The organism is Acinetobacter sp. IK31, from assembly GCF_035615195.1.
In the GTDB taxonomy this organism is placed as follows: Bacteria; Pseudomonadota; Gammaproteobacteria; order Pseudomonadales; family Moraxellaceae; genus Acinetobacter; species Acinetobacter calcoaceticus_C.
In genome coordinates this window covers 308609-333156 of record NZ_JANBOB010000033.1, presented here as the reverse complement: position 1 = coordinate 333156, position 24548 = coordinate 308609, and the positions used below count along the sequence as shown (strand labels likewise).

Annotated in this window: 27 protein-coding genes and 1 riboswitch; of the genes, 16 read left to right on the top strand and 11 right to left on the bottom strand. The window is 38.4% G+C overall.

The window, feature by feature from the left end:
* The first annotated feature begins 134 nt into the window (after positions 1–134).
* The 7 genes from MSG66_RS18465 to MSG66_RS18435 all read left to right on the top strand — a co-directional run bounded on the left by MSG66_RS18465 (position 135) and on the right by MSG66_RS18435 (position 7287).
* Positions 135–2408 (top strand): molybdopterin-dependent oxidoreductase, encoded by a 2274-nt coding sequence (locus MSG66_RS18465; protein ID WP_324654861.1) that lies wholly within the window; start codon positions 135–137, stop codon positions 2406–2408.
* A gap of 228 nt (positions 2409–2636) precedes the next feature.
* Complete coding sequence (moaA, locus tag MSG66_RS18460) at positions 2637–3677, top strand: GTP 3',8-cyclase MoaA (protein WP_324654860.1); 1041 nt, start codon at positions 2637–2639, stop codon at positions 3675–3677.
* Positions 3678–3932, top strand: coding sequence for a MoaD/ThiS family protein (locus tag MSG66_RS18455; RefSeq protein ID WP_324654859.1), 255 nt, complete (start codon positions 3678–3680; stop codon positions 3930–3932). It abuts the gene before it with no gap.
* 3 nt (positions 3933–3935) lie between these two features.
* Complete coding sequence (locus MSG66_RS18450; RefSeq protein ID WP_042894018.1) at positions 3936–4424, top strand: molybdenum cofactor biosynthesis protein MoaE; 489 nt, start codon at positions 3936–3938, stop codon at positions 4422–4424.
* 23 nt (positions 4425–4447) lie between these two features.
* Positions 4448–5371, top strand: a complete 924-nt coding sequence (gene moaCB / locus MSG66_RS18445) for a bifunctional molybdenum cofactor biosynthesis protein MoaC/MoaB (RefSeq protein ID WP_133973013.1) — start codon at positions 4448–4450, stop codon at positions 5369–5371.
* Positions 5371–6606, top strand: a complete 1236-nt coding sequence (locus MSG66_RS18440) for a molybdopterin molybdotransferase MoeA (protein ID WP_324654858.1) — start codon at positions 5371–5373, stop codon at positions 6604–6606. The genes moaCB and MSG66_RS18440 overlap by 1 nt, the downstream gene beginning before the upstream one ends.
* Positions 6607–6810: 204 nt before the next feature.
* On the top strand, positions 6811–7287 hold the full coding sequence (locus MSG66_RS18435) for a winged helix-turn-helix transcriptional regulator (protein ID WP_133973016.1): 477 nt from the start codon (positions 6811–6813) through the stop codon (positions 7285–7287).
* Between the two features lie 16 nt (positions 7288–7303).
* Here the strand turns inward: MSG66_RS18435 and MSG66_RS18430 are convergent, their stop codons facing one another.
* A complete protein-coding gene (locus MSG66_RS18430) occupies positions 7304–8695 on the bottom strand; it encodes a PLP-dependent aminotransferase family protein (protein WP_262472215.1) in 1392 nt (463 codons plus the stop codon).
* A gap of 123 nt (positions 8696–8818) precedes the next feature.
* Here MSG66_RS18430 and MSG66_RS18425 point away from each other — a divergent pair, with 123 nt between their 5' ends.
* The gene (locus MSG66_RS18425; protein WP_324654857.1) at positions 8819–9682 is read left to right on the top strand and encodes a DMT family transporter; all 864 of its coding nucleotides are present in this window, start codon (positions 8819–8821) and stop codon (positions 9680–9682) included.
* A 2-nt stretch (positions 9683–9684) separates the two neighbouring features.
* On the opposite strand, the gene MSG66_RS18420 is transcribed toward MSG66_RS18425, so the two are convergent.
* The 4 genes from MSG66_RS18420 to tusD are packed head-to-tail and all read right to left on the bottom strand — an operon-like array spanning position 9685 to position 11080.
* A complete protein-coding gene (locus MSG66_RS18420) occupies positions 9685–9996 on the bottom strand; it encodes a TusE/DsrC/DsvC family sulfur relay protein (RefSeq protein ID WP_262472213.1) in 312 nt (103 codons plus the stop codon).
* Positions 9997–10014: 18 nt separating this feature from the next.
* A complete protein-coding gene (locus tag MSG66_RS18415) occupies positions 10015–10299 on the bottom strand; it encodes a DsrH like protein (protein ID WP_262472212.1) in 285 nt (94 codons plus the stop codon).
* A gap of 17 nt (positions 10300–10316) precedes the next feature.
* On the bottom strand, positions 10317–10667 hold the full coding sequence (locus tag MSG66_RS18410) for a hypothetical protein (RefSeq protein WP_324654856.1): 351 nt from the start codon (positions 10665–10667) through the stop codon (positions 10317–10319).
* 44 nt (positions 10668–10711) lie between these two features.
* Complete coding sequence (gene tusD / locus MSG66_RS18405; RefSeq protein ID WP_042894027.1) at positions 10712–11080, bottom strand: sulfurtransferase complex subunit TusD; 369 nt, start codon at positions 11078–11080, stop codon at positions 10712–10714.
* A gap of 65 nt (positions 11081–11145) precedes the next feature.
* On the opposite strand from tusD, the gene MSG66_RS18400 reads away from it, so the two are divergent.
* The 7 genes from MSG66_RS18400 to MSG66_RS18370 all read left to right on the top strand — a co-directional run bounded on the left by MSG66_RS18400 (position 11146) and on the right by MSG66_RS18370 (position 18017).
* Positions 11146–12153: an NAD-dependent epimerase/dehydratase family protein gene (locus MSG66_RS18400; protein ID WP_202741842.1), complete on the top strand. Its 1008-nt coding sequence runs from the start codon at positions 11146–11148 to the stop codon at positions 12151–12153.
* A gap of 113 nt (positions 12154–12266) precedes the next feature.
* Entirely contained in the window at positions 12267–13661 is a 1395-nt protein-coding gene (gene fumC / locus MSG66_RS18395; RefSeq protein ID WP_324654855.1) for a class II fumarate hydratase, read from the top strand.
* Positions 13662–13864: 203 nt separating this feature from the next.
* Entirely contained in the window at positions 13865–14182 is a 318-nt protein-coding gene (locus tag MSG66_RS18390; protein WP_262472208.1) for a hypothetical protein, read from the top strand.
* A 269-nt stretch (positions 14183–14451) separates the two neighbouring features.
* Positions 14452–14682, top strand: coding sequence for a hypothetical protein (locus MSG66_RS18385; RefSeq protein ID WP_197731006.1), 231 nt, complete (start codon positions 14452–14454; stop codon positions 14680–14682).
* 304 nt (positions 14683–14986) lie between these two features.
* Positions 14987–15538, top strand: coding sequence for a cysteine hydrolase family protein (locus MSG66_RS18380; protein WP_324654854.1), 552 nt, complete (start codon positions 14987–14989; stop codon positions 15536–15538).
* 329 nt (positions 15539–15867) lie between these two features.
* On the top strand, positions 15868–16359 hold the full coding sequence (locus MSG66_RS18375) for a hypothetical protein (RefSeq protein ID WP_324654853.1): 492 nt from the start codon (positions 15868–15870) through the stop codon (positions 16357–16359).
* Between the two features lie 150 nt (positions 16360–16509).
* A riboswitch (glycine riboswitch) is annotated at positions 16510–16597 on the top strand.
* 175 nt (positions 16598–16772) lie between these two features.
* Positions 16773–18017 carry a D-amino acid dehydrogenase gene (locus tag MSG66_RS18370; RefSeq protein ID WP_324654852.1) on the top strand — a complete coding sequence of 415 codons (1245 nt, stop codon included), beginning with the start codon at positions 16773–16775 and terminating at the stop codon, positions 18015–18017.
* A 44-nt stretch (positions 18018–18061) separates the two neighbouring features.
* On the opposite strand, the gene MSG66_RS18365 is transcribed toward MSG66_RS18370, so the two are convergent.
* The gene (locus MSG66_RS18365) at positions 18062–18706 is read right to left on the bottom strand and encodes an A1S_1983 family putative colistin resistance protein (protein ID WP_202741849.1); all 645 of its coding nucleotides are present in this window, start codon (positions 18704–18706) and stop codon (positions 18062–18064) included.
* 99 nt (positions 18707–18805) lie between these two features.
* On the opposite strand from MSG66_RS18365, the gene ispF reads away from it, so the two are divergent.
* Positions 18806–19297 carry a 2-C-methyl-D-erythritol 2,4-cyclodiphosphate synthase gene (gene ispF, locus MSG66_RS18360; RefSeq protein ID WP_003652198.1) on the top strand — a complete coding sequence of 164 codons (492 nt, stop codon included), beginning with the start codon at positions 18806–18808 and terminating at the stop codon, positions 19295–19297.
* Here the strand turns inward: ispF and MSG66_RS18355 are convergent.
* The 5 genes from MSG66_RS18355 to glnL form a co-directional block, all read right to left on the bottom strand.
* The gene (locus tag MSG66_RS18355; RefSeq protein ID WP_324654884.1) at positions 19285–19809 is read right to left on the bottom strand and encodes a protein tyrosine phosphatase family protein; all 525 of its coding nucleotides are present in this window, start codon (positions 19807–19809) and stop codon (positions 19285–19287) included. The genes ispF and MSG66_RS18355 overlap by 13 nt on opposite strands.
* A gap of 199 nt (positions 19810–20008) precedes the next feature.
* Complete coding sequence (argF, locus tag MSG66_RS18350) at positions 20009–20923, bottom strand: ornithine carbamoyltransferase (RefSeq protein WP_324654851.1); 915 nt, start codon at positions 20921–20923, stop codon at positions 20009–20011.
* Between the two features lie 112 nt (positions 20924–21035).
* Positions 21036–21689: a TetR/AcrR family transcriptional regulator gene (locus MSG66_RS18345; RefSeq protein ID WP_133973038.1), complete on the bottom strand. Its 654-nt coding sequence runs from the start codon at positions 21687–21689 to the stop codon at positions 21036–21038.
* 253 nt (positions 21690–21942) lie between these two features.
* Positions 21943–23436 (bottom strand): nitrogen regulation protein NR(I), encoded by a 1494-nt coding sequence (gene glnG, locus MSG66_RS18340; protein ID WP_202741852.1) that lies wholly within the window; start codon positions 23434–23436, stop codon positions 21943–21945.
* Positions 23423–24532, bottom strand: a complete 1110-nt coding sequence (gene glnL, locus MSG66_RS18335; protein WP_042894133.1) for a nitrogen regulation protein NR(II) — start codon at positions 24530–24532, stop codon at positions 23423–23425. Before glnL ends, glnG begins: the two co-directional genes overlap by 14 nt.
* Positions 24533–24548 lie beyond the last annotated feature (16 nt).

Here is a 24548-nt window from a genome sequence, read left to right as displayed (position 1 = left end):
TAAAATTCATATTGATTGCATGGAATAAACGGTTTTTAATTTTTTGACTTCTTGACTATTTATTTTATAAGTTCTATTTTGGAACTTGATATTTCATTCCAGTGAAATGTATAAAAATAAAGGAGTCAATAGGAATGGTAGAAGCAATGAAGCAAAATACAACAGATGTTACCGCATGTATTTTGTGTTCAAGAAATTGCGGGTTAAGTGTCGAAATTAAGGATAATCAGTTTACCAAGATCAAAGGCAACCCTGAGCATCCTTTCTCTCAAGGCTACATTTGTCAAAAGGCAGCAAGATTACAACACTATCAGCAGCATGCAGACCGCTTGACTACGCCGTTAAAACGTCAGCCAGATGGTTCTTTTCAAGAAATTAGTTGGGACAATGCTATACAAGAAATTGCCGAGCGTTTAGTTCATATTCGAGATAATTTTGGCGGTACTGCTTTTGCTTCTGTGGGTGGCGGTGGCCAAGGTAACCATCTCGGTGCAGCTTATGGGCGTCAACTTTTACTAGCCATGAAAAGTTATTACGCATACAACTCTCTTGCTCAAGAAAAAACGGGTGATTTCTGGCTAAATGGACGTTTATTTGGAAGTCAGGCCTGCCATACCACCGAAGATGTTGAATACGCGGACTACGTTCTGTTCATTGGTACAAATCCATTTCAAGCACATGGGATTCCAAATGCACGAGACACGCTAAAGCATATTAAAAAAGACCCTAACCGGACTATGGTGGTATTTGACCCGCGCGTTACCGAAACAGCCAAACAAGCAGATATCCACGTGCAATTAAAGCCTGGAACGGATGCTTTTTTAATGTCGGCCATGATTGCCATTATTATTAAAGAACAACTTTATGATGTGCAGTTTATTGAGCAGCATACGCATGGCTTTGAAGAGGTAAAAACAGCTTTTAACCGTGTCCCGATTGAAGAATATATTGCCAAAGCAGATGTACCAGTCGATTTGATTTATCAAGTGACTAGAGATTTTGCCAAGGCTAAAAGAGGCTGTCTGCGTATCGATTTAGGTATTCAGCATACTTTAAATACAACATTAAACGGATATTTAGAAAAACTACTGTATTTAGTGACTGGTCACTTTGGAAAACAAGGTACCAATAATTTGCATACCATGTTTATTCCAATTTTAAGTGATACCGATGAAAGAAAGCCGAAATATCGACGTAGTGTTTACCATAAAATGTTCCCGATTTCCGGATTTTTCCCACCAAATATTTTGCCGGATGAAGTATTAAAAGCAGGTGAAAAACGAATTCGCGCAATTTTTGTAGATAGCTGTAATCCTTTAATAACTTACCCCGATACACCTGCCTATGAAAAGGCATTTAAGGCGTTAGATTTATTGGTCGTGGTCGATGTTGCCATGACGGAAACGGCTAGGTTGGCAGATTATATTTTGCCTGCACATACTCAGTTTGAAAAATGGGAATTTACAGGTTTTAATCTTGAGTTTCCTAAAAATGGTTTTCATTTAAGACATCCTGTATTCACGGCTCAAAGCAATACTTTACCCGAAGCGGAAATTTACACGCGGTTGCTTGAGGCTATGCAGGTTATTCCTAAAAGCTTTCCATTGTTAGAAAAAATAGCTGCAATCGACTCGAAAAAAACAGCATATTTACCTTATCTGTCGGCTTTAGGCGTGACCTTCGCTCGGCATAAAAAATATATTCCTTTTGCAGCTTCAATCCTCTATCGCACTTTAGGTAAACATTTAGAAAACTCAGCTGCTTCAGTTGCATTTTTATTACCTCTGTCTATTCAATATGCTGTTTTACATACAAAAGCTGTTCGCCGTGCGGGCTATAAAGGTAATCCTTTAACCTTAGGTGTTCGCTTGTTTGATCAAATATTAAAGCAGAGGTCAGGCGTGGTGTTGTCGCAACATGAATATGAAGAAGTTTGGAAGCTGATTGCCTATAAAGACAAAAAAATACGTCTGGCTATTCCCGAAATGTTAAATGAGTTGGCAAATTTAAAAAATCATCAATTTAGTATTGAAGAGTTTCCTTTCATCCTGTTGTCAGGTGAACGTCGTAGTTATAACGCCAATCAAATTTACCGCGACCCTGCATGGCGAAAAGTAGATGCAGAAGGGGCTTTGCGAATTCATCCTGAAGATGCGACAAACTTGAATGTAGCAGTAGGAGATCAACTCAAATGTATCTCACAACACGGAGAAATTCAGGTCACCGTAGATTTTGATGAAGGTATGAGAAAAGGTGTTGTTTCTCTTCCACATGGCTATGGCATGCGCTTTCAAGGTGGAGAGCCGATAGGACCACAATTAAATCTTCTGGTGTCTGCTGAACATTGTGATCCGTTGTCCAAAACCCCGTACCATAAATATGTACCCATCCGTTTAGAAAAATGCTAGAAATAATGTAGGGTATTTCAGAGATTAACGCCGCACTCATTTGATACAGCTTTAAAATTTAAGTTGAAAATAGTACGGCGATTAATCTAGCTGATGCCCAAAAAGTTATGGATGATAATTAGAATTGGAACAAATTTTGCATAAACAGCAGAGCACTATTGAAGAGCAATTTATTATTTTAATCGCCCATAAAAAGTGCCCGCAATATTTGAACTGTTCTCGACATGAGTGCAAATGATGAAACAATATCACTCTGAAACTGCGCCAATGCTTCTGCAAGATCAATATGGGCGCATCAAGCGGAAGTTACGTATTTCGGTAACGGATCGCTGCAATTTTAAGTGTGTATATTGCATGCCTGAACATCCAGAATGGCTAAACAAACAAGACCTGCTTAGTTTTGAAGCACTTTTTCAATTTTGCCATTTTATGGTGCAGCAAGGTATTGAAAGTATCCGTATTACGGGTGGCGAACCATTAATGCGTCAAGGTATTGTTCACTTTGTTCGTGATTTACAAGCTTTGAAAGTGTTAGGTTTAAAGCGGGTTTCAATGACCACCAATGGACACTATTTGGCTAAATATGCTCAGCAGTTAAAAGACGCGGGTTTAGATGATTTAAATATTAGTTTAGATAGTCTTGATGCTATTCAGTTTAAAGAACTCACCAAGAAAAAATTAGAACCTGTTCTAGAGGGTATCCAAGCTGCTAAAGATGCTGGATTACCTTTTAAAATTAACTGCGTATTGATGAAAAATAAAAACGACGATCAGATATTACCGATGGTGAAGTGGTCAATTGCCAATCATATTCCTTTACGCTTTATTGAGTTTATGCCTCTTGATGGCGATGCACTTTGGTCGAGTAAAGATGTGGTGAGTGAAGCTGAAATATTACAAGTTTTGCAACCTCACTATTCAGTACAGGTCGTCGAACAAGAGCATGAACCAGCACGCCAATATTTGATTAACAATAGCTACGCCCTCGGAATTATTTCCACAATCACTCATTCATTTTGCCATCAATGTGACCGGATACGACTAACGGCGCAAGGTGAGTTATACAACTGTTTATTTGCACCGCAGGGGCTAAATATTAAACCCCAGCTTCAATCATTATTACGTGCAAATGACTCATCCGATCATGCGCTGCATATTCAACAGTTAACAGATATGGTTATGCCGTATATCTGGCATAAAGCCAAAGGTTTTCACGCCTTACAACATCAACAAGCCCGTAAAATCAGCATGCATATGCTTGGGGGATAAATGCAACAATCTATTCAAATTAAAATCGAAACGTTTGGTGCAATTGAAAAATTGCTTCCTCAAAATCTTTCGGTAGTTTTTCCTAACCAGATGTTGGTTAAAGATGTATTAGATGAAATTGTTTCATTACATCCGGAATGTACACAAGCCATAGAAAAATGTGCATGTGCAATTGGTGATAATGTCATAACGCGTCAATCTGCTTTAAGTGAACCATGTACTTTGGTTTTATTATCGCCAGTTGCTGGAGGTTAAGTCATGCAAGATTTTGCACGTATACAAGAGCAGGCTTTAAGTTTAGATACTTTTGATCCTATCCAATCATTTCCTGAATGTGGTGGAATCGATATTTTTATAGGTACAGTTCGTAATCATCATGAGGGTAAAGCTGTTAAGGCGTTGAAATATACGTCATATAAACCACTTTCTGAAAAAATGATACGTGAAATTGAATTGGAAATTGAGAAAAAGTATCAGGTATCTTATGTGCGGGTCATTCATCGGATTGGATATTTGGATGTGGGTGAAACAGCCATTATTGCGATTGCTTATGCAGCTCATCGCCGTGAAGCGTTTCAGGCATGCGAGGAAGCGGTTGAGCGGGTGAAGCATGAAGTGCCAGTTTTTAAAGAAGAATTCTTTACAGATGGTACAAGTCACTACGTAGAAGGCTGCTGTATTCGCAAAGATGCACCGCAAGAACACAAGCATCACCACCATCATACCGGCCATGAACACCAACACTGAAATATGCAAGACTAGGATAAAAAATGAAAAACGTAGGAATGAAGCCGGAAAGTTATCGTGTTGCTGAAGCACAGGCAATTTTATATGCACCACCACATTGTATTGAGCTATTAAGACAAGGGAATACTGAAAAGGGTGATGCATTAAAAACCGCACGTGTTGCAGGAATCTTGGCAGCAAAACGCACCGATGAGCTAATTCCTTTATGCCACCCGTTACCGATTTATCGTGCAGACGTTGAATATGAATTAGAGCATGATTTCGTAAAGATTATTACCGTAGTTGAGACCATTGGCCCTACAGGGGTTGAAATGGAAGCCTTAACGGCTGCAAGCCTTGCAGGTTTAACGATTTATGACATGTTAAAACCACATTGTGAGCCAGAAGAACTCTGGATGGATCAATGTAAACTGCTTAAGAAAAAGGGTGGAAAATCGCACTTTAAACGTGTACTTCGTCAACCCGTTTCAGCAGCGGTCATTGTGTTATCCGACACCGTTGCAGCCGGTAGAAAACCCGATACAGCCGGAAAATCTGTGGTTGAAACTTTAACTGAGGCAGGATTCGATCCGATTCATTACCAAATTTTGCCTGATGAAGCAGAAACTCTAAAAGATTTAGTGCTTGAGTTGAGCAAATCATATGCTTGCATTATGACGGTTGGTGGGACTGGAATTGGTAAGCGTGACATTACAGTCGATACATTAGAGCCACTTTTAGAACGTAAATTAGACGGTTTAATGGAAGCAGCGCGATCTTTTGGACAAAAACGCACGCCATATGCAGCAATGTCACGTGGGGTAGCAGGTTTTATTGACCGTTCTTTAGTGGTGACTTTACCGGGAAGCCGTGGTGGAGCAAGTGAATCAATGGCTGCTATTTTACCCGCCCTTGTTCATATTTTTGATGTTTGCCGTGATTTACCGCATCCGGGAGGTTATGAATAATGTCAGGTTGTGGTACAGAGCGTGGATTAATTAGTGTAGATGAAGCTCTTGAGCTGATTATTAAGCAGCCAAAAAAGTTGGGTTCGATTAACCAAGTTCTTCAAAATAGCCTAAGTAGATATCTCGCTAAAGAAATTTATTCAGAAATTAATCTGCCAAGTTTTTCTCAAAGTGCGGTAGATGGTTATGCACTTTGTAGCCATGCTGAAGATTTGCAACAACAAAAATTTCAGGTTACAGGTGAGATTCGTGCGGGAAGCGAAAGCCATGACACCCTTAAAGAGGGTCAGGCTATTCGTATATTCACAGGCGGTAAAATTCCAGAAGGAACAACCCATGTTGCTCGGCAGGAAGTCGTATCGGTTCTTGCAGCACAGGAAATTTGCTTAACTGAGCATATACGTCCTCAAGCTGATATACGTTTTACCGGAGAGGAAATTCAAAAAGGTCAATTGCTTGCCCAAATTGGACAGTTTCTAAATATTGGAAGTTTGGCCGCCTTAAGTATGGCTGGTGTGCGAAAAGTTAAAATTTACCGTGCGCCGAAAGTTGTTGTTTTAGTGACTGGAGATGAAGTCGCCGAAACCGCAGAAGATCTTATCGATGGCAAAATTTTTGATGCAAATGGACCATTACTAAAAGCTTGGTTTGAAGATTATGGCTTAGATGTTGAATTGATTCATGTGGCAGATGAGGCAGAGCAAGTCATGCATTACTTTAATCAGTGCAAAGACAGTCATGATGTTATTATAACGACAGGTGGAGTCTCTGTTGGTGATTATGACTTTGTACGACCATGTGCTTTTGAGGTTGGTTTTGAACAAATCTTTTGGAAAGTAAAACAGAAGCCGGGAAAACCTCTATTTTTTGCTGAATATTCCCAGCCAGAAAGAGGCCATCATTGTTACTTGTTCGGCTTACCGGGTAATCCTGCTGCTGTATATGTGGCTATGCAGATATATGGTAAAGCCTTGTTAGATAGCTTGCAGGGGAATCAGGCGGGGCCAGAGTGGTTTAGTGCGATTTTGGAGCATGACTTAAAAGAAGATGCACGTGAACGTTTTTTGCGCATGTATGCTTATTTTGAAAATGGACAGCTTAAAATAAAAAGTCTGGCAAAACAGCAATCACATATGCTGAGTAACTTAATGCAGGCCAACTGTCTTGTTCGAATTCCAGCGGGTGTAAAACTAGAAGCGGGTTATATATTAAAAGGTATATTTATTTCAAATTAAGTATAAAGAAAGAGAAATATGGCTCATTACGCCGTGAATGAGTCATATTTATTCAGCAATTTTATATTTTCTATAATGAATAATTTTTATAAAAGTTAATAAGCATTTATTTTTTTAGAATCAATCTTGCATATATTGTGACAAGTGGTTTAGGGTATAAACTATAGAGCCATTGGGCTAAATAATATCGAGGAATGCATAAAGATGAAATGGGACGACATCGGTGATCAGCCTTGTTCGGTTGCTCGTATGCTATCAGTAATTGGCGATCGATGGACGATGCTAATACTACGTAATGCTTTTATGGGAATACGACGTTTTGACGACTTCCAGAAATCATTAGGTGTAACTCGTCATGTTCTTTCAGATCGTTTAAAACGCTTAGTTGAATATGAAATTTTAGTCAAAGCACCTTATTTTGATAGACAAGAGCGTTTTGAATATCGACTAACTGATAAAGGCTTTGAGCTTTATCCAATTATTTTGTCTATGGCGAATTGGGGCGATAAATGGATGGATCAAGGTTTAGGTAAGCCATTAGAATATCGTCATAAAACTTGTGGGCATAAGTTTGAACCAGTTATGGTGTGCTCGGTGTGCCGTGAGCCTTTACATGCTAAGCAAGTACAAGTGTCAGCAGGACCAGGTTATTTTGCGTATATTCAACAAAAACAAGCCTAATATTTTGCTCTATAAACTATGAAAACTCTTGCTGAATGGCATTGGTGAGAGTTTTATAGATGTGTTCGTGGTTTGACTGTGCCACATTAAAACGTATGAATTGACCAGCATTAGGTGCTTGGCTAAAAGCATTGCCTGGGGCAAGAATAACATTATGATTAATACAATATTTCGCAATTTTTGAAGCTTCTAAACCTTCAGGTAAATGACACCATACAAAAATTCCAGCTTGTGGCTTAATCCATGGTCTTATGCCAAGAGGTTCAAGTTTTGTGATGGTTTCATGCATGGCTTTTGCTAGACGTACTTTTAATAACTCTAAATGCTTGCGATAAGAGCCGTCTGTCAAGGCAGAGAGTAAAACCTCTGCGGAAACGCCGTTATGCGAGAAATTGGTGGCAATTTTTAAATCGGTGAGCTGATCAATCCATTCTGGTTTAGCAATAATATAGCCACAACGAATAGACGCAGATAATGTTTTAGAGAAGCTTCCAATAAAAATGACGCGTGAAAGATTATCTAAAGCTGCAAGTCTAGGGGCGGGAGTATATTCAAAATCTGAGAAAATATCGTCTTCAACTACAATCAGATTAGATTGTTCAATCAGCTTTAACAATTGGTGTGCCGTAGATAGAGAAAGTGTGGCACCAGTTGGGTTGTGAATGCCTGAATTGGTGATATAGAGCCGAGGATTATATTTCTCTATGGTCTCTTTAAATGCTTCTAAATCTGGGCCATTTACGGTGTAGGGTACTCCAACCAATTTAACTTGATGAACTTTAAGCAAGGCATGAAAATTAAAATAACACGGGTCATCAATGATCACGACATCATCAGGCTTTAATAAAAACCGAAAAACCAAATCAATCGATTGCGTTCCCGAATCTGTTAAAAGTACTTGATTTAGATTTGCATCTATTCCTTTCGATTGAGCACGTCTTGCTAATAAATCGCGTAAAGCTGGTAATCCTAACGGGGTTGAATAACCCATTAAACAAGCGTCTGTCCCTCTTGCAGCAGCTCTTAATCCTTTGCGAATACTCTCTAAGGGCATCCAGTCATCGGGTAGCCAACCGCATCCAGGTTTAAAAACATCAGCTTTTGCTTCTAAAGATTGACGAGAGATCCATAGCGGGTCTACGGAACGTTCTAATTGAGGGCTTAATTCACTTAAAGCTAGAGGTGCAAGTGGGCCAACAATATAAAAGCCTGAGCCAGTTCGCGATTCAATTTTTCCAAGCGCAATTAGCCTTTCATAGGCTTCAACAACTGTTGAAACAGAAAAGCCAAGATCTTTGGCTAACTTACGAACAGAAGGTAAGCGTGCTCCAGGCATCAAAGATCGGTTTTTTATTTGTTGTTCAATCTCTGAAATGACAATTTCAATTTTTGTTTTTGCCTGATTCACTAGTTCGTAATCCTAACTGTATTGGTCATTGGTACATAACAGTTCTTTTAAATTGTACTGCTTTGTATCTGGTTTTATCACCTTAGCACAGCTTAAATTCTTCGTATAGTGATGGAGAAAATTATGAATAGGTTTATGAATGGCTGGGTGAATGGATTTATTGGGGTAGCTATTTTTGCCGGGTCTCTACCAGCGACACGTGTAGCTGTAATGGGGTTTGAACCTGGGTTTTTAACGGCAGCACGTGCAGCAATTGCTGGTATTTTAGGGCTTATTCTTATTTTAGTTTTAAAACAAAAAAAGCCAGCCAAGCAAGATTGGTGGCCACTTGCCATTGTTGCTATAGGCGTAGTGATCGGGTTTCCTTTATTTACAGCGCTTGCCTTGCAATATATGAATGCAGCCCATTCAATTGTCTTTGTTAGTCTTTTGCCACTTGCAACTGCAATCTTTGCTGTGCTGAGAGGTGGAGAAAAACCGAATCAATTTTTCTGGATATTTGCAGTCTTGGGGAGTGCAGTTGTTTTCGCTTATATGTTTTTCCTTTCTGGTGATACATCACTTGGAATAGGGGACTTTTACATGTTGATGGCGATTATTTTCTGTGGTTTTGGCTATGCAGAAGGTGGTGTACTTTCAAGAAAAATCGGTGGGTGGCAAGTCATTTGTTGGGCGCTCATTCTGTCATTACCCTTCATGCTGTTCTTTACTATTCTTTATATGCCAGCTTCATTTCAGAGTGTGTCTACATCAGCTCTAGTCGGTCTTATGTATGTGTCTTTGTTTAGTATGCTGATTGGTTTCTTCTTTTGGTACAAAGGACTTGCCCAAGGCGGAATTGCTGCCATAAGCCAACTACAACTCTTACAGCCTTTAATGGGTCTAGCCATTGCGGCAATTTTATTGCACGAACATGTGAGCTGGTCCATGTTAGGAGTAACAGCAGCCACTATTTTATGTGTCGCTGCTGCTAAAAAGTTTGCTTAATTTTATAAACAATTTGCTGGTTTAGGAATGCCTGCCAAACGACTCAAATGACGGGCAACTAAACCAGTATTAAATTGTTGCTGTAAAACAGCATTATTAATGTCTGGACTTATGGTTTTCATAAGATATTTGATAAGTGGGCGAGTTGCTGGAGAATGCCCAAACTGTTGGTAAAACTGACGAACAGCAGCTAAAACTTCAAAATGCCAATCAGTTAATTCAAGATCAAGTGACTTAGCGAGTTCTTGTGCAACTTCAGGATTCCAGATCGTATAATCAACCAAATGACCATCTTGGTCTAATTCTAAATTCATGAAACTAGCCTAAATATATTATTTAAGAGAAATACAGCGATTAAATGTTAAAGCAAGATCTGCAAATTGAGCATAGTCGAGTACATTTATCTGAGTTAAATTATCTGTATCGAGTAAACCTTTTTCGACACTTAAGCACGAAACAGATTCAAACTGTTGAATAACCTGAGCTGAAAGCTGAGCAACAGAGTCGCCCATAAAAACAATCTGATCACCTACCTGATAAATATCACGCAATTCATCAATAATTTTAGGGGTATTGTGATAAGAAGACTGCACTAGATAAAGTGTTGACGGATTCATTAAATTTACACCTTCATCTACCAATATAGAACATGATCAAAAGATTGAATGAACTCAGTATTTAGCTGGACGAACTCAAGCTCTTGTTCTGTGTTTCGAACAAAAGGATGCTGCTGATTTTTGCTTTCAATAAGAATTGGGCTCAAATCATAAAACTCAAAGCTTTCCACCATATTTGAAGCCACTTTGAAGGCATGATGAAAATGGTTAAAGCTTAGATCATTTTGCAAAAGACTAAGAGCAGCATCTTTCAATAATACTTTGACTGGTGAGCCAAAGGTTGCTAAAACCATAGTAGCAGAAAGGCTTTCATTGATTTGAAGACTAGTTAAGTTGGCTTGGCTTAAAATGACGAGTACAGATTTCACACAATATACCTTTTAAAAGCAACAATCTAAGCAAACAAAGTAACTTAAAATTGAATAAGACGAGATGCTGACTGTACTGCATCAGCAAGTTCACCTAACCCGACGAGTTCAAAGTCTTTGGCAAGGTTGTGATGAGTCAGGTGATGGCGACTGGCATTTTCTGCATCGGTAATACCACGAGCGAGGGCAGCACTCACACAAACAGGAAGTCGAATCGAGAGCTTTTGCCATTCATGCGTTAAATTACGCTGGTCGTCAGGAACCCATTGAAAATCATTAGCAACCTGCACGCCATCTTGGTAAAAGAATACACGGAAGTCTTCATTTTTACTTTTGAGTGCCTGAGCAAGTCCTAAAGCATGCCAAGCATGGATGGAAGTAGGAGCAGAGGTAATTAGTAGTAATGTACTCATTAAGAATTCACTATGGTCACACGTCTAAATGGGCGTAGATACATTAAGAGAAAGGTAAGTATACAATGATTTTAGTGACAGGTGGTTTAGGCTTTATCGGTTCACACATTGCTTTGAGTCTAATGGCTCAAGGGCAAGAGGTGGTAATCGTCGATAATTTGGCTAATTCGACCCTGCAAACGTTGGAACGGCTAGAGTTTATTTCTGGCATGTATGTTCCGTTTGTTAAACTTGATGTACGTAATACGCCCGCACTCAACAAGGTCTTCGAACAATATTCAATTGATGCGGTTATTCATACTGCAGGGTTTAAATCAATTGAAGAATCCAATCTTAAACCACTTGAATATTATAATGATAATGTCAGTTGCATCATGAGTTTGCTCCGTGCCATGCAACGTACGGGCGTTCGTCACTTTATTCAGCTGTCAAGCCTTGCTGCCTATGGGAAATCTGGTCTGCAATTAAGCGAAACAGACGAATTCAATTATGCTTATCCTAATCCTTACATTAAGTCTCAACAGATGATTGAAGAAATCATTCGTGATACTTATAAAATCGATCATGAGTGGAAAATCGCGATCTTGCGATTATCTAATATTGTCGGTGCGTTTGAACATGGGGTACTCGGGGAATATGTTGCTCAGCTTCCAAAAAATATTGTGCCGCTTGCCATGCAAGTTGCGGCCATGCAACGTGATTTAATCGAATTACAAGACCAAGCAGCCACTTCAGATCATACGACTGAGCGTAGTTTTCTACACGTTTTAGATGTGTGTGATGCTGTAAGTGCAAGCTTACATTGGCTGCGTAACCAAACGCATTGTTGTGAGGCATTTAACATTGCCCATGATCAAGTTCACTCTATTCGTCAATTATTAGATGAAATTTCACAGGTAACCCAAGCTGAAATTGCGACTCAACCTGCGATTTATAAGCATGTCGAGTTAGAGCAAGTTGGGGCAGACATAACGAAAGCAAAAACATTATTGCAATGGGCGCCTAAACGCTCGTTAAAACAAATGATTGAAGATGAATGGCGATTCTATCAAAATACATTAAATGGAAGATAGGAAATGATTCTTATTTACAATAATGAAATGCTTGAGTACGATATTCATATTAACTAGCCAGAGCAAAACTTGCTTCAGCCCGTGAGTTCTTTTACCAGATAACTGAGGTTTCTATGCAAACACGAATTGAACATGACACTATGGGTGAGATTGAAGTTCCGAATGAAGCATTGTGGGGAGCACAGACTCAACGCAGCTTACAGAACTTTAAAATCGGGCAAGAACGATTACCTCGTGCCATGATTCGAGCAATGGGTCTAGTAAAAAAGGCTGCTGCGATAACCAATGCTGAACTTGAACAGTTACCGCAAGATTTGAGCCAATATATTGTGGGCGCGGCTGAAGAGGTAATTGATGGTAAATGGGATTCTCAGTTTCCTTTAGTTGTTTGGCAGACGGGTTCTGGTACGCAAAGTAACATGAACTGTAACGAAGTGATTGCAAATATTGCAAACCAGAAATTAGGTCAAGCGTTGGGTGCTCAAAAACCAGTACATCCAAATGATCATGTCAACCGTGCTCAATCAACAAACGACTCATTTCCAACAGCAATTCACGTGGCGGCAAGTCTGCAAATTAATGAATTACTCATTCCGGCAGTAGAACAACTTAAAGCGACTTTGCAAAAAAAATCTGATGAGTTTCAATCTATTGTTAAAATTGGTCGTACCCATTTACAAGATGCAACGCCATTAACATTGGGTCAAGAATTTAGTGGTTATGTCTCTCAGCTTGAGCATGGGATCGTACGCTTACAACAGGCATTAACTGGCTTATATGAATTACCATTGGGTGGCACTGCGGTCGGTACAGGGCTAAATGCACATCCTGACTATGCAGTGAAATCAGCTGCACAACTTGCCTTGCTTACAGGCTTACCGTTTGTGACTGCTCCAAATAAATTTGAAGCACTTGCGGGACGTGATGCTGCTGTTTTTGCATCTGGTGCCTTAAAAACGCTTGCAGTCAGTTTAAATAAGATTGCCAATGATATTCGATGGTTGGCAAGTGGACCACGTTGTGGTTTCGGTGAAATCCGTATTCCAGAAAATGAACCTGGTTCAAGCATTATGCCGGGTAAAGTCAATCCAACCCAAAGCGAAGCAATGACGATGGTGGTTGCACAAGTACTTGGAAATGATACGACCATTAATGTAGCAGGCGCTTCAGGTAACTTTGAATTAAACGTATTTATGCCAGTGATTGCTTACAACCTATTGCAGTCTATTCAGTTGCTTGGAGATGCGTGTAATAGTTTTAATGATCACTGTGCGGTGGGAATTGAACCTAATCAGGATAAAATCGATCACTTCTTACACAACTCTCTCATGTTGGTCACAGCTCTAAATCCAGTGATCGGCTATGAAAATTCTGCAAAAGTTGCAAAGACTGCTTATAAAGAAAATAAGACTTTAAAGCAGGTCGCTGTTGAGCTTGGTTTAGTTACGGCAGAGCAATTTGATGAAGTGGTTAAACCTGAAAAAATGGTTTCACCAAATAGTAAATAATCTCTTCTGATAGACTTTTTTATTTTCAAATACTTCTGTAATATCCGTAAGTTGCTAAGTACAACAAAAGTCCTGAATGATCAGCGCAAAAAATCATAAGGGGAAGGCCCGCTTGAAAAAGTGGGCTTTTTTTATATCTTGAAATACTAATGTCATATCTAGACTTTAGTTTTGCTACGTTATTTTATTTTAAGTCCAAGTAAATGAAAAAGACTAAATCAATAGTTGTTTTAGCAATCACAGCTTGTACGTTGTCTGGTTGTCTACAAATGTTTCCACCTTCTGTAGTGGAGGTGAATCCTGGTGTTTACCAACTTCATGCTCAAAGTAATGCATTTGGTTCAAGAGAAGCCTTGAGGTCAAAGTTAATCGGGAAAGCAGAAGAAATATGTAAAGACAAAGGGTTTGATGAGTTGGATAGCAATAACAAAATCGTAAATCATCATACTGTCTACAATTCAGGACTGCTAATTCCAGTAAATACCAAAGCAGCCGTTTTGAAAGTTAAATGTAAAGATTAATTTAAATAGAAGTTAGCCATGTGAGAGTTAGTTCTGCCAGACATATAACGGTATAAGAAACCTGACTCGGTATCGACTAATGGCGGGGTTTTTTATTATTAAGTATTTCTGTAATATCTGAGTATTGGTTTAGCGTTGAATGGGCAGTGTTAGAAATCAAAAGAAGGGCGGATCTTTTTTCGCTAGCTTCATTTCTGCTTGAGAAGAGGAAGAGAGCTTTTTTATTATTTAAGAAAAAACATAATTTTTTAGATGGAATTTAAATAGTGATGTACACAATTAGATATGTTCACCGGAACAATATTTACTATATTGCTTCGAATATCGAAGGGAATTTTATTATTCTTGAGTCACTTGATTCAGAATTTCGTATGGGCCATCAAATTTCTTATGATGGTGAGCAGGTATTTAACCTTACTTTGAATGATGAAACTGATGCAGTCATTAAACTACAGAGTGATGAAAAAACAGCATACGAATACTTACTTTCGGTTAAATAAATTAGCTTTTGAGTATGAAGTATTTCTGTAAGAATTAATTAAGAGTAGAAAGTACTCCACAAAATAAAAAAGTTAAAAAGCTTTGTTTCTTTTGAAAAAGCTATGGTATGGTTAATCATACTTTAATTATGGGCAGTTAAAACAAATGAACTGTTTATTGAATAAAATCACGACAACCACCACGACCTTTAAGCAAGGCTGCGTGTGATTTTTTATTAAAGTAACTTAATAAGATAACCAAACCCAGCCAATAATGGCTGGGTTAATTTTTCTCTGTTCATTATTGGTTTTACAGAGAAAGATTATGAAAAAACTCAGTAGTTACTCAAAATCGGCTTTACTCGTCATTGATATGCAAAATGGCCTATTTAACAGCCAGTCTAAGCCACATAATGCTCAACTTGTACTTTCAAATATTGTTAGCCTTATTGAATATTGCCACTTGAATGATAGACCAATTATCTTTATTCGGCATGTCGGTGAGAAAGGCACAGCATTAGATTCAAACGGTCCTAATACTCAACTAATTGCAGATTTACCTTTTAATCCACATAAAGATACAGTCATTGAAAAAATGTACCCGAGCAGCTTTAAAAATACTGTTTTAAAAGAAGTGTTAGAGAAGCTTGATGTTGATGAAATCATCATTACTGGAATGAAAACTGAGTATTGTATTGATACTACTGTTAGGGCTGCTTCAGAGAATGGCTATAAAGTGATATTAATCTCAGATGCACACACAACAACTGATTCAGTCGCTTTAAATGCTCCACAAATCATTGATCATCATAACCAAGTTTTAAACAATGCTTTTGCTCAGTTAAAAACGGCAGCAGAGTTCATTTCTTCAGTTTAGTTTGGACGCAAAGCGAACAATTTTATTAAAAAATTCTTATTAGTTGTGTGTCTATTGCGGCATAAGAAGGCTTGCTAAAGACGAGTTGTTGGTAAGGTATATAGCAATGGTAGGAATTGAACCTGCATTAACAAAGAGCTCTTTTCGGAGGGCTTTTTATCAAGAGGGTGTAAGTTTCACTAATTAATGGCGAATTAGCGTTGAATAAGCTGTCATAATTGTTAAAATGCGCACCTTGTCCTGTTTTTATATTGTTTCTTGTTTTGCATTTATTTTGCAAAATTTAAAATAAAGAAATTAAAAACAGAGTCTTAGCTAAGGATTTTTGAATGCTCTCTATTTATTTGACAGATACTCAACAACATGTGCAATTTAATGATTATCCCGGTGATCAGCCTGTTAAGTTTCTGTTAAATCTTAAAAAGATTTTCCCAAGTACAGGTGATCTGTTGTTGCCGGTTTTACCTGACGATAATGATCTAGAAAATGTAACGTGGGAATCAACTTCAGAAGATTTTGATGTCTTTAAAAAGCTATTGGCTGGATGGGGTGTTATTGAACTCCGTTTAAATGCAATTACGGCTTATAAAGATAAAAATTTTGCGAATGAGTTAGTGAAGCAAGCTCAAGCGAAACGTAAGAAAACAGCACAAAAAAATCATGAACTCTCTTTGGTTGCACTTGATTATATTTTTATGCACGAAGTTCACGCATTGATTGATTCAGAATTGGTGACTATTGGTGAGAAATTCTATTTACCAACCTTGCGTGAGCAATGGAAAGGTACAGTTTCAGACCCAGTGCTCAACGGAAAATTCTAATTAAACACAAAAGGTGAATTTATAAAGATTCACCTTTTTTATTTTTATAATTAAATTAATGGTTTATAACTTGATAATTACTGGTACAAAAGTTTACAAGAAAAGAATGCGTTTTTTTTAAAGTGGCAGATACATTGCTTATATAAATACAAAATTATTGCGGGAGAGAGGTTCGTAAGAACCCGCCGAAGGAGCAACAAGCCCGGAAACTCTCAGGCAGAAGGACTGTAATAATTAAAAAATCTGGAGAGAAGCTTAGATTTATAAGAATTGAAAATAATAACTTATAAATTATAAACTCACCGAAGGGGAAGATCTAAACGTTAAAAGGTAACGTTGGGGTCGAAACTCTCAGGTACCAATGACAGATGGGCTGTACTGATGAAATGTTTTGCATTTCTGAGGAGTCTGTTATGCCACATGTTATTGTGATAGGTGCGGGAATCACAGGGGTTACCTCTGCCTATGAATTATCGCAACTAGGTTATCAAGTCACAGTTATTGATCGACATCTATATCCTGCAATGGAAACATCATTTGCCAATGGAGGGCAATTATCGGCTTGTAACGCCGAAGTATGGAACCAAAAAGCCACTGTAGTTAAGGGCTTTAAATGGATGAGACAAAAAGATGCACCGCTATTGCTGAATCCTTCATTTAGTTTGCATAAGTATAGTTGGTTGGTTGAGTTCTTATCCCATATTAAAAATTATGAAGCTAATACGATCGAGACGGTCCGATTGGCATTACTCGCTCGTAAGCGCTTGTTCGAAGTTGCAGAAAAAGAGCAGCTTGAGTTTGATTTGGAGAAACGTGGCATTCTTCATATGTATCATAGTAAGGCTGATTACGAGATTGCTAAACAAGTCAATAATGTATTGAACAAAGGTACATTGGAGCGCTATTCGGTTTCTCCTGATGAAATGAAAACAATAGAGCCATCGTTAACGGGTGACTATTTTGGTGGCTATTACACGCCAAGTGATGCAACAGGTGATATTCATAAATATTCAACCTCTTTGGCTGAAAAAACTAAGCAATATGGCGTTCAGTATAAATTTGGTCTGGAAGTCACAGATATTAAGTGTCATACAGACAAAGTGATCGTAAGTTGTCAGCCAAGTGCAGAGCATCCATATCTTGTTGAATCCGATAGCATCCAGATCGAAGGTGATGTGCTTGTGGTTTGTGGTGGTGTAGGGAGCTATCAACTTGCTGATATGATTGGTGAGCGTGTAAATGTTTATCCAGTAAAAGGCTATTCAATTACCGTGCAATTAAAAGATGAGCAAAGTGTGCAGAATGCACCGTGGGTCAGCTTACTAGATGAAAGTGCTAAAATCGTGACTTCTCGTTTAGGTAAAGATCGGTTGCGTGTAGCGGGTACTGCGGAATTTAACGGCTACAACCGTGATATACGGGCTGATCGTATTCAACCATTAGTGAATTGGGTAAACCGTAACTTTGATATTTCAACTGAGCATGTGGTGCCTTGGGCGGGGCTAAGACCTATGATGCCTAATATGCTGCCTGTGGTGAAGCAGTCTAAACAACCGCGTATTTTCTACAATACAGGACATGGGCATTTAGGTTGGACTTTGTCTGCGGCAACCGCAGTTTTAGTCGGTCAGGATATTGCCCAGAAATATCCGGTCTAGAAAGTAAAAAGCCAGTGTTTAAACACTGGCTTTTATTTAAAGTATTAATCATATAATCGGTAGATTCCGCTAAAACGCTCACAGCCTTTTTGTTGTGTTTTCACATTAAGTAAAGCTTTTTGAAAATTAAACTGATATTTACAGTTATGTTCATTGTCTAAAATTTCACTTTTTTGTTCAGGTGAACTATAGGCCATCAAAGAAATCGTTTGAGTTTCTTTGCGGTTATTTGGATTGCGATATGCGATTCCTTCAATCTTGATTTTATCCTTTGCAAGCTGATGGACCTGAATGTGAACAGGTTGTGCAGCTATACGTCCATTTTCAAACTTAAGATAATGTTGAGTAAGTGTTTGCTTAAGTGACGCATAAAAATTTAGGTCATCAGTACGTAAATCAAACTGTTGCTGAACGCATGTATTACTCTTGCATTGCTGAGTATGTTTAGACCATAACTTTTGTGTATCCTGTAAAAGCTGTAAGGGGGCATCAGTAACTAAATATGCAGAAAGATATTTATTATTGAGTTGCTTTCTCGATTCACTAAATGTTTTTGAGCAGATTTTAAGCTCAGTTCCAGAATTGGAGCAGTCTATTGATTCTGCAAAGACAAGAGATGAACATAAACAACTCAGTGTCACGGCAAAACTTAATCTTTTCAAATGATTCATATCAGTATTAGACAGCATGATCGCTTATACTTTCAGTCTACTTTGCTAGGTGTACTATAGCGAAACAGAAAGGCTGAATACAAGATTTCTTAAGTTTTTATGGAAGGTAATAGTTATATGGTTGCTCAAATTCGTATTGGACAGGGAATGGATGTGCATGCCTTTGAAGCAGGGGACTTCGTTACATTGGCTGGCATTCAAATTCCACATACACATGGCTTGAAAGCGCACTCTGATGGTGATGTGGTACTTCATGCCCTATGTGATGCTTTGTTGGGCGCTTTGGCACTCGGAGATATTGGACAACATTTTCCTGACACTGACCCAGAATACAAAGGCGCAGACAGTCGAGTATTGTTAAAGCATGTTTACCAACTAATATTGGATCGTGGTTATCAGTTAAATAATGCTGATATTACGGTGGCTTGTGAGCGTCCCAAATTAGCTAAGCATAATTTGGAAATGCGTCAAAGCATTGCTGATGTTTTAAATGTAGATGTTAATCAAATCAGTATTAAAGCAACGACAACCGAAAAACTAGGGTTTACCGGTCGTCAAGAGGGTATTTTAGCTACAGCAACTGTTTTAGTCTCTCATCACACCAAGTGATCGGCCTGTTGCAAAGATTGTTGAAGCTCAATAGTTGCCTTACGTCCTTGTAGTTGTAAGGTAATACTATGAATAAGCCCTGTCCAAGTTTCATTAGGTTCCCAAGTTACGTGAAGTAAATCTTGAGAAGTAGGCATGTCCATATTCATATAAAACTGTCTGTAAACATACATAAGGCAACTAGAGCGATCATTTTTAGTACAGTGAATCCAGACAATTTCATTCTGGACCAAATGATCAATGAGATCGAGTACCAATAAACATTGCTCTGCAGATGGCGTTTCCCAATCAATTGGAATGTGGATGTAATTTAAACCAATATCTAGGCAAATACGATCTTCATTCTCAATGTGGTTTGGTGCATTACTTAAAGCAAGGTTAATGACTATGCTACAACCATATTCTTTAATCAGTTTTAGTTGTTCGATTGATGGTTGAGCCGAACTAAATAAGTGCTCATGAATAACGGAAAAATTAGGGATTTGAGCTAATGATTGTTCAATAGTTGTCATGGTCGTACTCGGCAAGAGTAAGTTTGGCTTGTTGTGTTGAATGTTATACACGATTATATCTAAGAGATAAAATACAGCTTGCTTATATATTCATCAGCCTCAACAAGAATATTAAAAAAATTATAATAAATAAAAGAAGTCATTTAGAAAATAAAAAAACAGCACAATAAAAGTGCTGTTTTTTAGAAAGAAATTAAGCTTATTTCAGACGTTCATTTAATAAGAATTCCATCAAAGCTTTTTGTGCATGTAAACGGTTTTCCGCTTCATCCCAGACTGCTGCATTTTTATGGTCGAGCATGGTTTCGGAAATTTCTTCGCCACGATGTGCAGGTAAACAATGCATGAATAAACATTCAGGATGAGCAAGTCCCATTAATTTTTCATTGACTTGAAAAGCAGCAAAGGCTCTTTCGCGAAGCTTCTGTTCTTCTTCTTGTCCCATGCTTGCCCATACATCTGTCACAATGAGGTCAGCATTTACGGCAGCATCTTCTGCATTGTCAAAAACTTCAACACAATGACCAAACTCTGCTAAAAATTCAGGTTTAGGCTCATATCCTTTCGGCGATGCAATTTTGAGTTTAAAGCCCATCATGTGTGCAGCTTCAATATATGAGTTACACATATTATTGCCATCACCAATCCAAGCAACGGTTTTGCCTTTAATGCTACCGCGGTGTTCAATATAAGTCTGTAAATCTGCAAGTAACTGGCACGGATGATGGTCATCTGTTAAACCGTTAATAACAGGAACTTTTGAATACGATGCAAAACGTTCAACAATGTCATGACCGAAAGTACGAATCATCACAATATCAAGCATACTTGAAATTACACGTGCTGAGTCTTCAATTGGTTCACCACGACCTAATTGTGTGTCGCGAGGCGATAAGAAAATCGCACTACCACCAAATTGATTAATGCCTGCTTCAAAAGAGATACGTGTACGCGTGCTTGATTTCTCAAAAATCATTCCCAATACTTTACCAACAAAAGGTTGATATACCTGATTGTCATGCTGCATTTTTTTAAGCTCGCTTGCGCGTTCTAAAATGCGATTAAGTTCTAGAGTGGATAGATCACGTAAAGTCAGGAAATGTCTTAGAGCCATGTAGCTACTCCATAATAATTGTTATGAAATACAACAATTATCTGTTGTTGGCTGGGTGGATGTGGAAAAAAAGAAGTCTACTATACTATAAGCATTTTAAAATGCAAAAGAATTAGACTTTATGATGGCCTCTTAAGAAAACATCAACACAATAGTTAATATAATCAATTACTTCTTTTTCATTTGGTGGGAGTGGCATCCCCATAATCATGCGCCATTCAATATCACGTAAAACTCCAAAATACATTAATGAAGAATGGTCGGGAGATGTGCAATGAATCTCGCCAGATTGATGGGAAATTAAAAGTGCTTGTGCAATCGTATTTTGTACATCTTGAGCACATTTTTCATATAGATATTGGCTTAAAGTGGCATTGCATTGAGTTTGTTCAATCACTAGGCGTAAAAAGGCAATATGTTCAGGCTGGATAATGTGAGTGTAGAAGCGAATGAGTGTGTGAATTAAATAGTCGCGTAATGAACTTTGAGAGGGGTGAAATGCTAGACAAATATCTTTAAAAAACATTTCACGGCGATAATCGCAAATTGCGGTAAATAAGCCATCTTTATTACCGAAATATTTATAGATAGAAGTTTTTGAACCTCCAGCATGATTAACAATGTCATCAAGAGAAACGGCATCATATCCTTTATCCAAAAACAGCTCGGTTGCACTTAGCAATAGAGCTAAGCGACGTTCTATACCTCTGCGTGTTTGGGGTTTTTCACATACTGAATGATGTGACTCAAGGACGGAATCGTGCATAAAATTTCATAACAACGGTTAACTTTGCTTGTTTAGTATAGCAAAACTATCTTTAAGGATGGTCATCACTATTTTTTTAGATCATCTGCTGAACAGTAATCACTTTATTTAAAAAATAAATGAATAGAAAATATAAACTTAGAGTGAATTTTGAAAATATTTAATGATGTAACCTGATGTTCATTTTTAAATTTAATAAAAAATAAAGCGGCTAAGAATGTTTTAGCCGCTTTTAATTTAGGTACTAAGCTTTTTAGGCTTCAGTTTGGGTAACCTTATGTTCATCTTCTTCATCATCGTCAGCAGAATCCATTCCAAGTTCTTTTAACTTGCGAGTTAAGGTATTACGGCCCCAACCCAGTAATTCTGCTGCGTGGCGTTTACGCCCGCGAGTTTGCAGTAAGGCTGCATTAATTAAGGTGCGCTCAAACATTGGGGTCGCAATATCCAGAATCTTCATTTCACCATTTTTAAGTTTTTGAATCGCCCATTGGTTAAGTAGTTCATCCCAATGATGTAGTGAAATGCGCTCAAAAGAAGGTGCAGGTTGCCCTGATTCACTATTTTTTTGTAGTGGAACTTGTTTGAGTTCAGAAGGTAAATCTTCTGGATAAACTTCACGTCCGGTGATCATTACAGTTAACCAGCGACACGTGTTTTCAAGTTGTCGAACATTGCCGGGCCATGGCAACTGTTGCATATAATCTGTTGTCTCGGTACGTAAGATTTTTGGGCTCACGCCAAGTTCTTTACCTGCGCGTGCAAGAAAATGCTGAGCAAGCATTGGAATATCTTCGCTACGGTGCGCAAGTTTAGGAATGTGAATACGAATCACATTTAAGCGGTGATATAAGTCTTCACGGAATCGACCTTCATTCACCAGTTTTTCTAAATCCTGATGCGTTGCCGCAACGATTCGAACATCCACTTTAACTGGGATATGCCCACCTACACGATAAAATTCACCGTCGGCGAGCACACGAAGTAATCGAGTCTGTGTTTCAAATGGCATATCACCAATTTCATCAAGGAATAGTGTTCCGCCATTTGCTTGTTCAAAACGGCCTTGATGCTGAGTATTTGCACCTGTAAATGCACCTTTTTCATGACCAAATAACTCGGTTTCAATCAAGTCTTTTGGAATTGCTGCCATATTTAAAGCAATAAAAGGCTTGGCACGGCGAGGAGAATGCTTGTGTAAAGCATGCGCGACTAACTCTTTACCTGTACCTGATTCACCATTAATTAAAACAGTAATATGAGATTGAGATAAACGGCCGATAGCGCGGAAAACCTCCTGCATTGCAGGAGATTCACCAATAATTTCTGTTGATTGAAGAGGCGTAGCTGTTTTTGTCGCTTCTTGCTGTTGTAATTTGTTGATATGCAGGATTGCACGATTAACCAAGGCTAAGGCTTCATCAATATCAAATGGCTTTGGTAAATATTCAAAGGCGCCTGTTTGATAGCTTGAAACAGCAGACTCTAAATCGGAGTGTGCAGTCATAATAATGACAGGTAAATCTGGATGAGAGTTTTTGACTTTAGATAAGAAAGTTAAACCATCAATTCCAGGCATTCGAATGTCAGTTAAAATGACATCGGGCGCATCATGGTGTAAACGTTCAAGTGCAGTTTGAGCTTCTTCAAAATTAGTGACATCAAAACCTTCTTCTTTAAAGGTCTTTTCTAATACCCATCGCATGGCGCGATCATCATCAATAACCCATATTTTATTTCGCGACACGGTCTGACTCCCAAGGTAAATATAAGCTAAAAATAGTTTTTCCAGGAACAGATTGGCATTCAATCATTCCATTATGTTGATGCATAATATTCTGTGCAATACTCAGGCCAAGCCCAGTACCTTTTGCTCGTCCAGTAACCAATGGATAGAATACTGACTCTAAAATACTCTCAGGTATACCTGGTCCATTATCCTCAATATCGACCCGCACTGTAGATCGGTTCAGCACACCATTAATCGTGACAAGACGTTGTATGCGGGTACGTAGAATTAGCTCTGGTTCCTGATCTGTGAAAAATGACTTATTTTCCGTGATGGCTTGAATCGCATTTACACTAATGTTGAGCATCACTTGTATGAGTTGATCTCGATCAGCATTAACATCGGGTAAAGACAAATCGTAATCACGAATAATTTTAATTTTTTTCTTGGTTTGATTTGCAATAAGAGAACGTACCCGTTCTAACGGCTCATGCACATTAACATTCTCATAACTTGGCAGTTGTCTAGAACCTAACATGGTATCAGCCAAGTTGGTTAAACGATCTACTTCATTAATAATGACATCGGTGAATTCCGCATAAGTCTTATCATTTAAGCTGCGAGCGAGTAACTGGGTTGCTCCCCGAATACCTGCAAGTGGATTTTTAATTTCATGGGCAACGCCACGTACGAGCTGTCTAGCGACCTGATGTTGTTGAACAAGATTTTCTTCTTTTGAAATCTTTAACATGCGATCGATTGGATTGAGTTCGATCAACAATAATGGATGGTAGCTTTTACCTGCATTTAATTGAGAAACTGTGTAATCCACATGCAGGTCTTTAAAGTTGACATTAATGACAGCTTCTCGGCGCGTATAAGGTTGTCCGGTTTTTATGGTGTTCAATAAAGCTTCATGCGTATTAAAAGTATCGTCAGGGGCATGAAGTAAGTTTAAAACTGGTTGCCCTGAAGCACGCAGTAAACTTATATCAAATAGTGCTTCGCAAGCTGAATTTAAGTAAAAAATATTCAAATTACTGTCGATTAATAAAATCGCAGTAGTTAAATTGTCTACCAAGAGGCGATAGTCGATAGGGTTGTGTTGATCCATTAGCGAATCGTTCCTG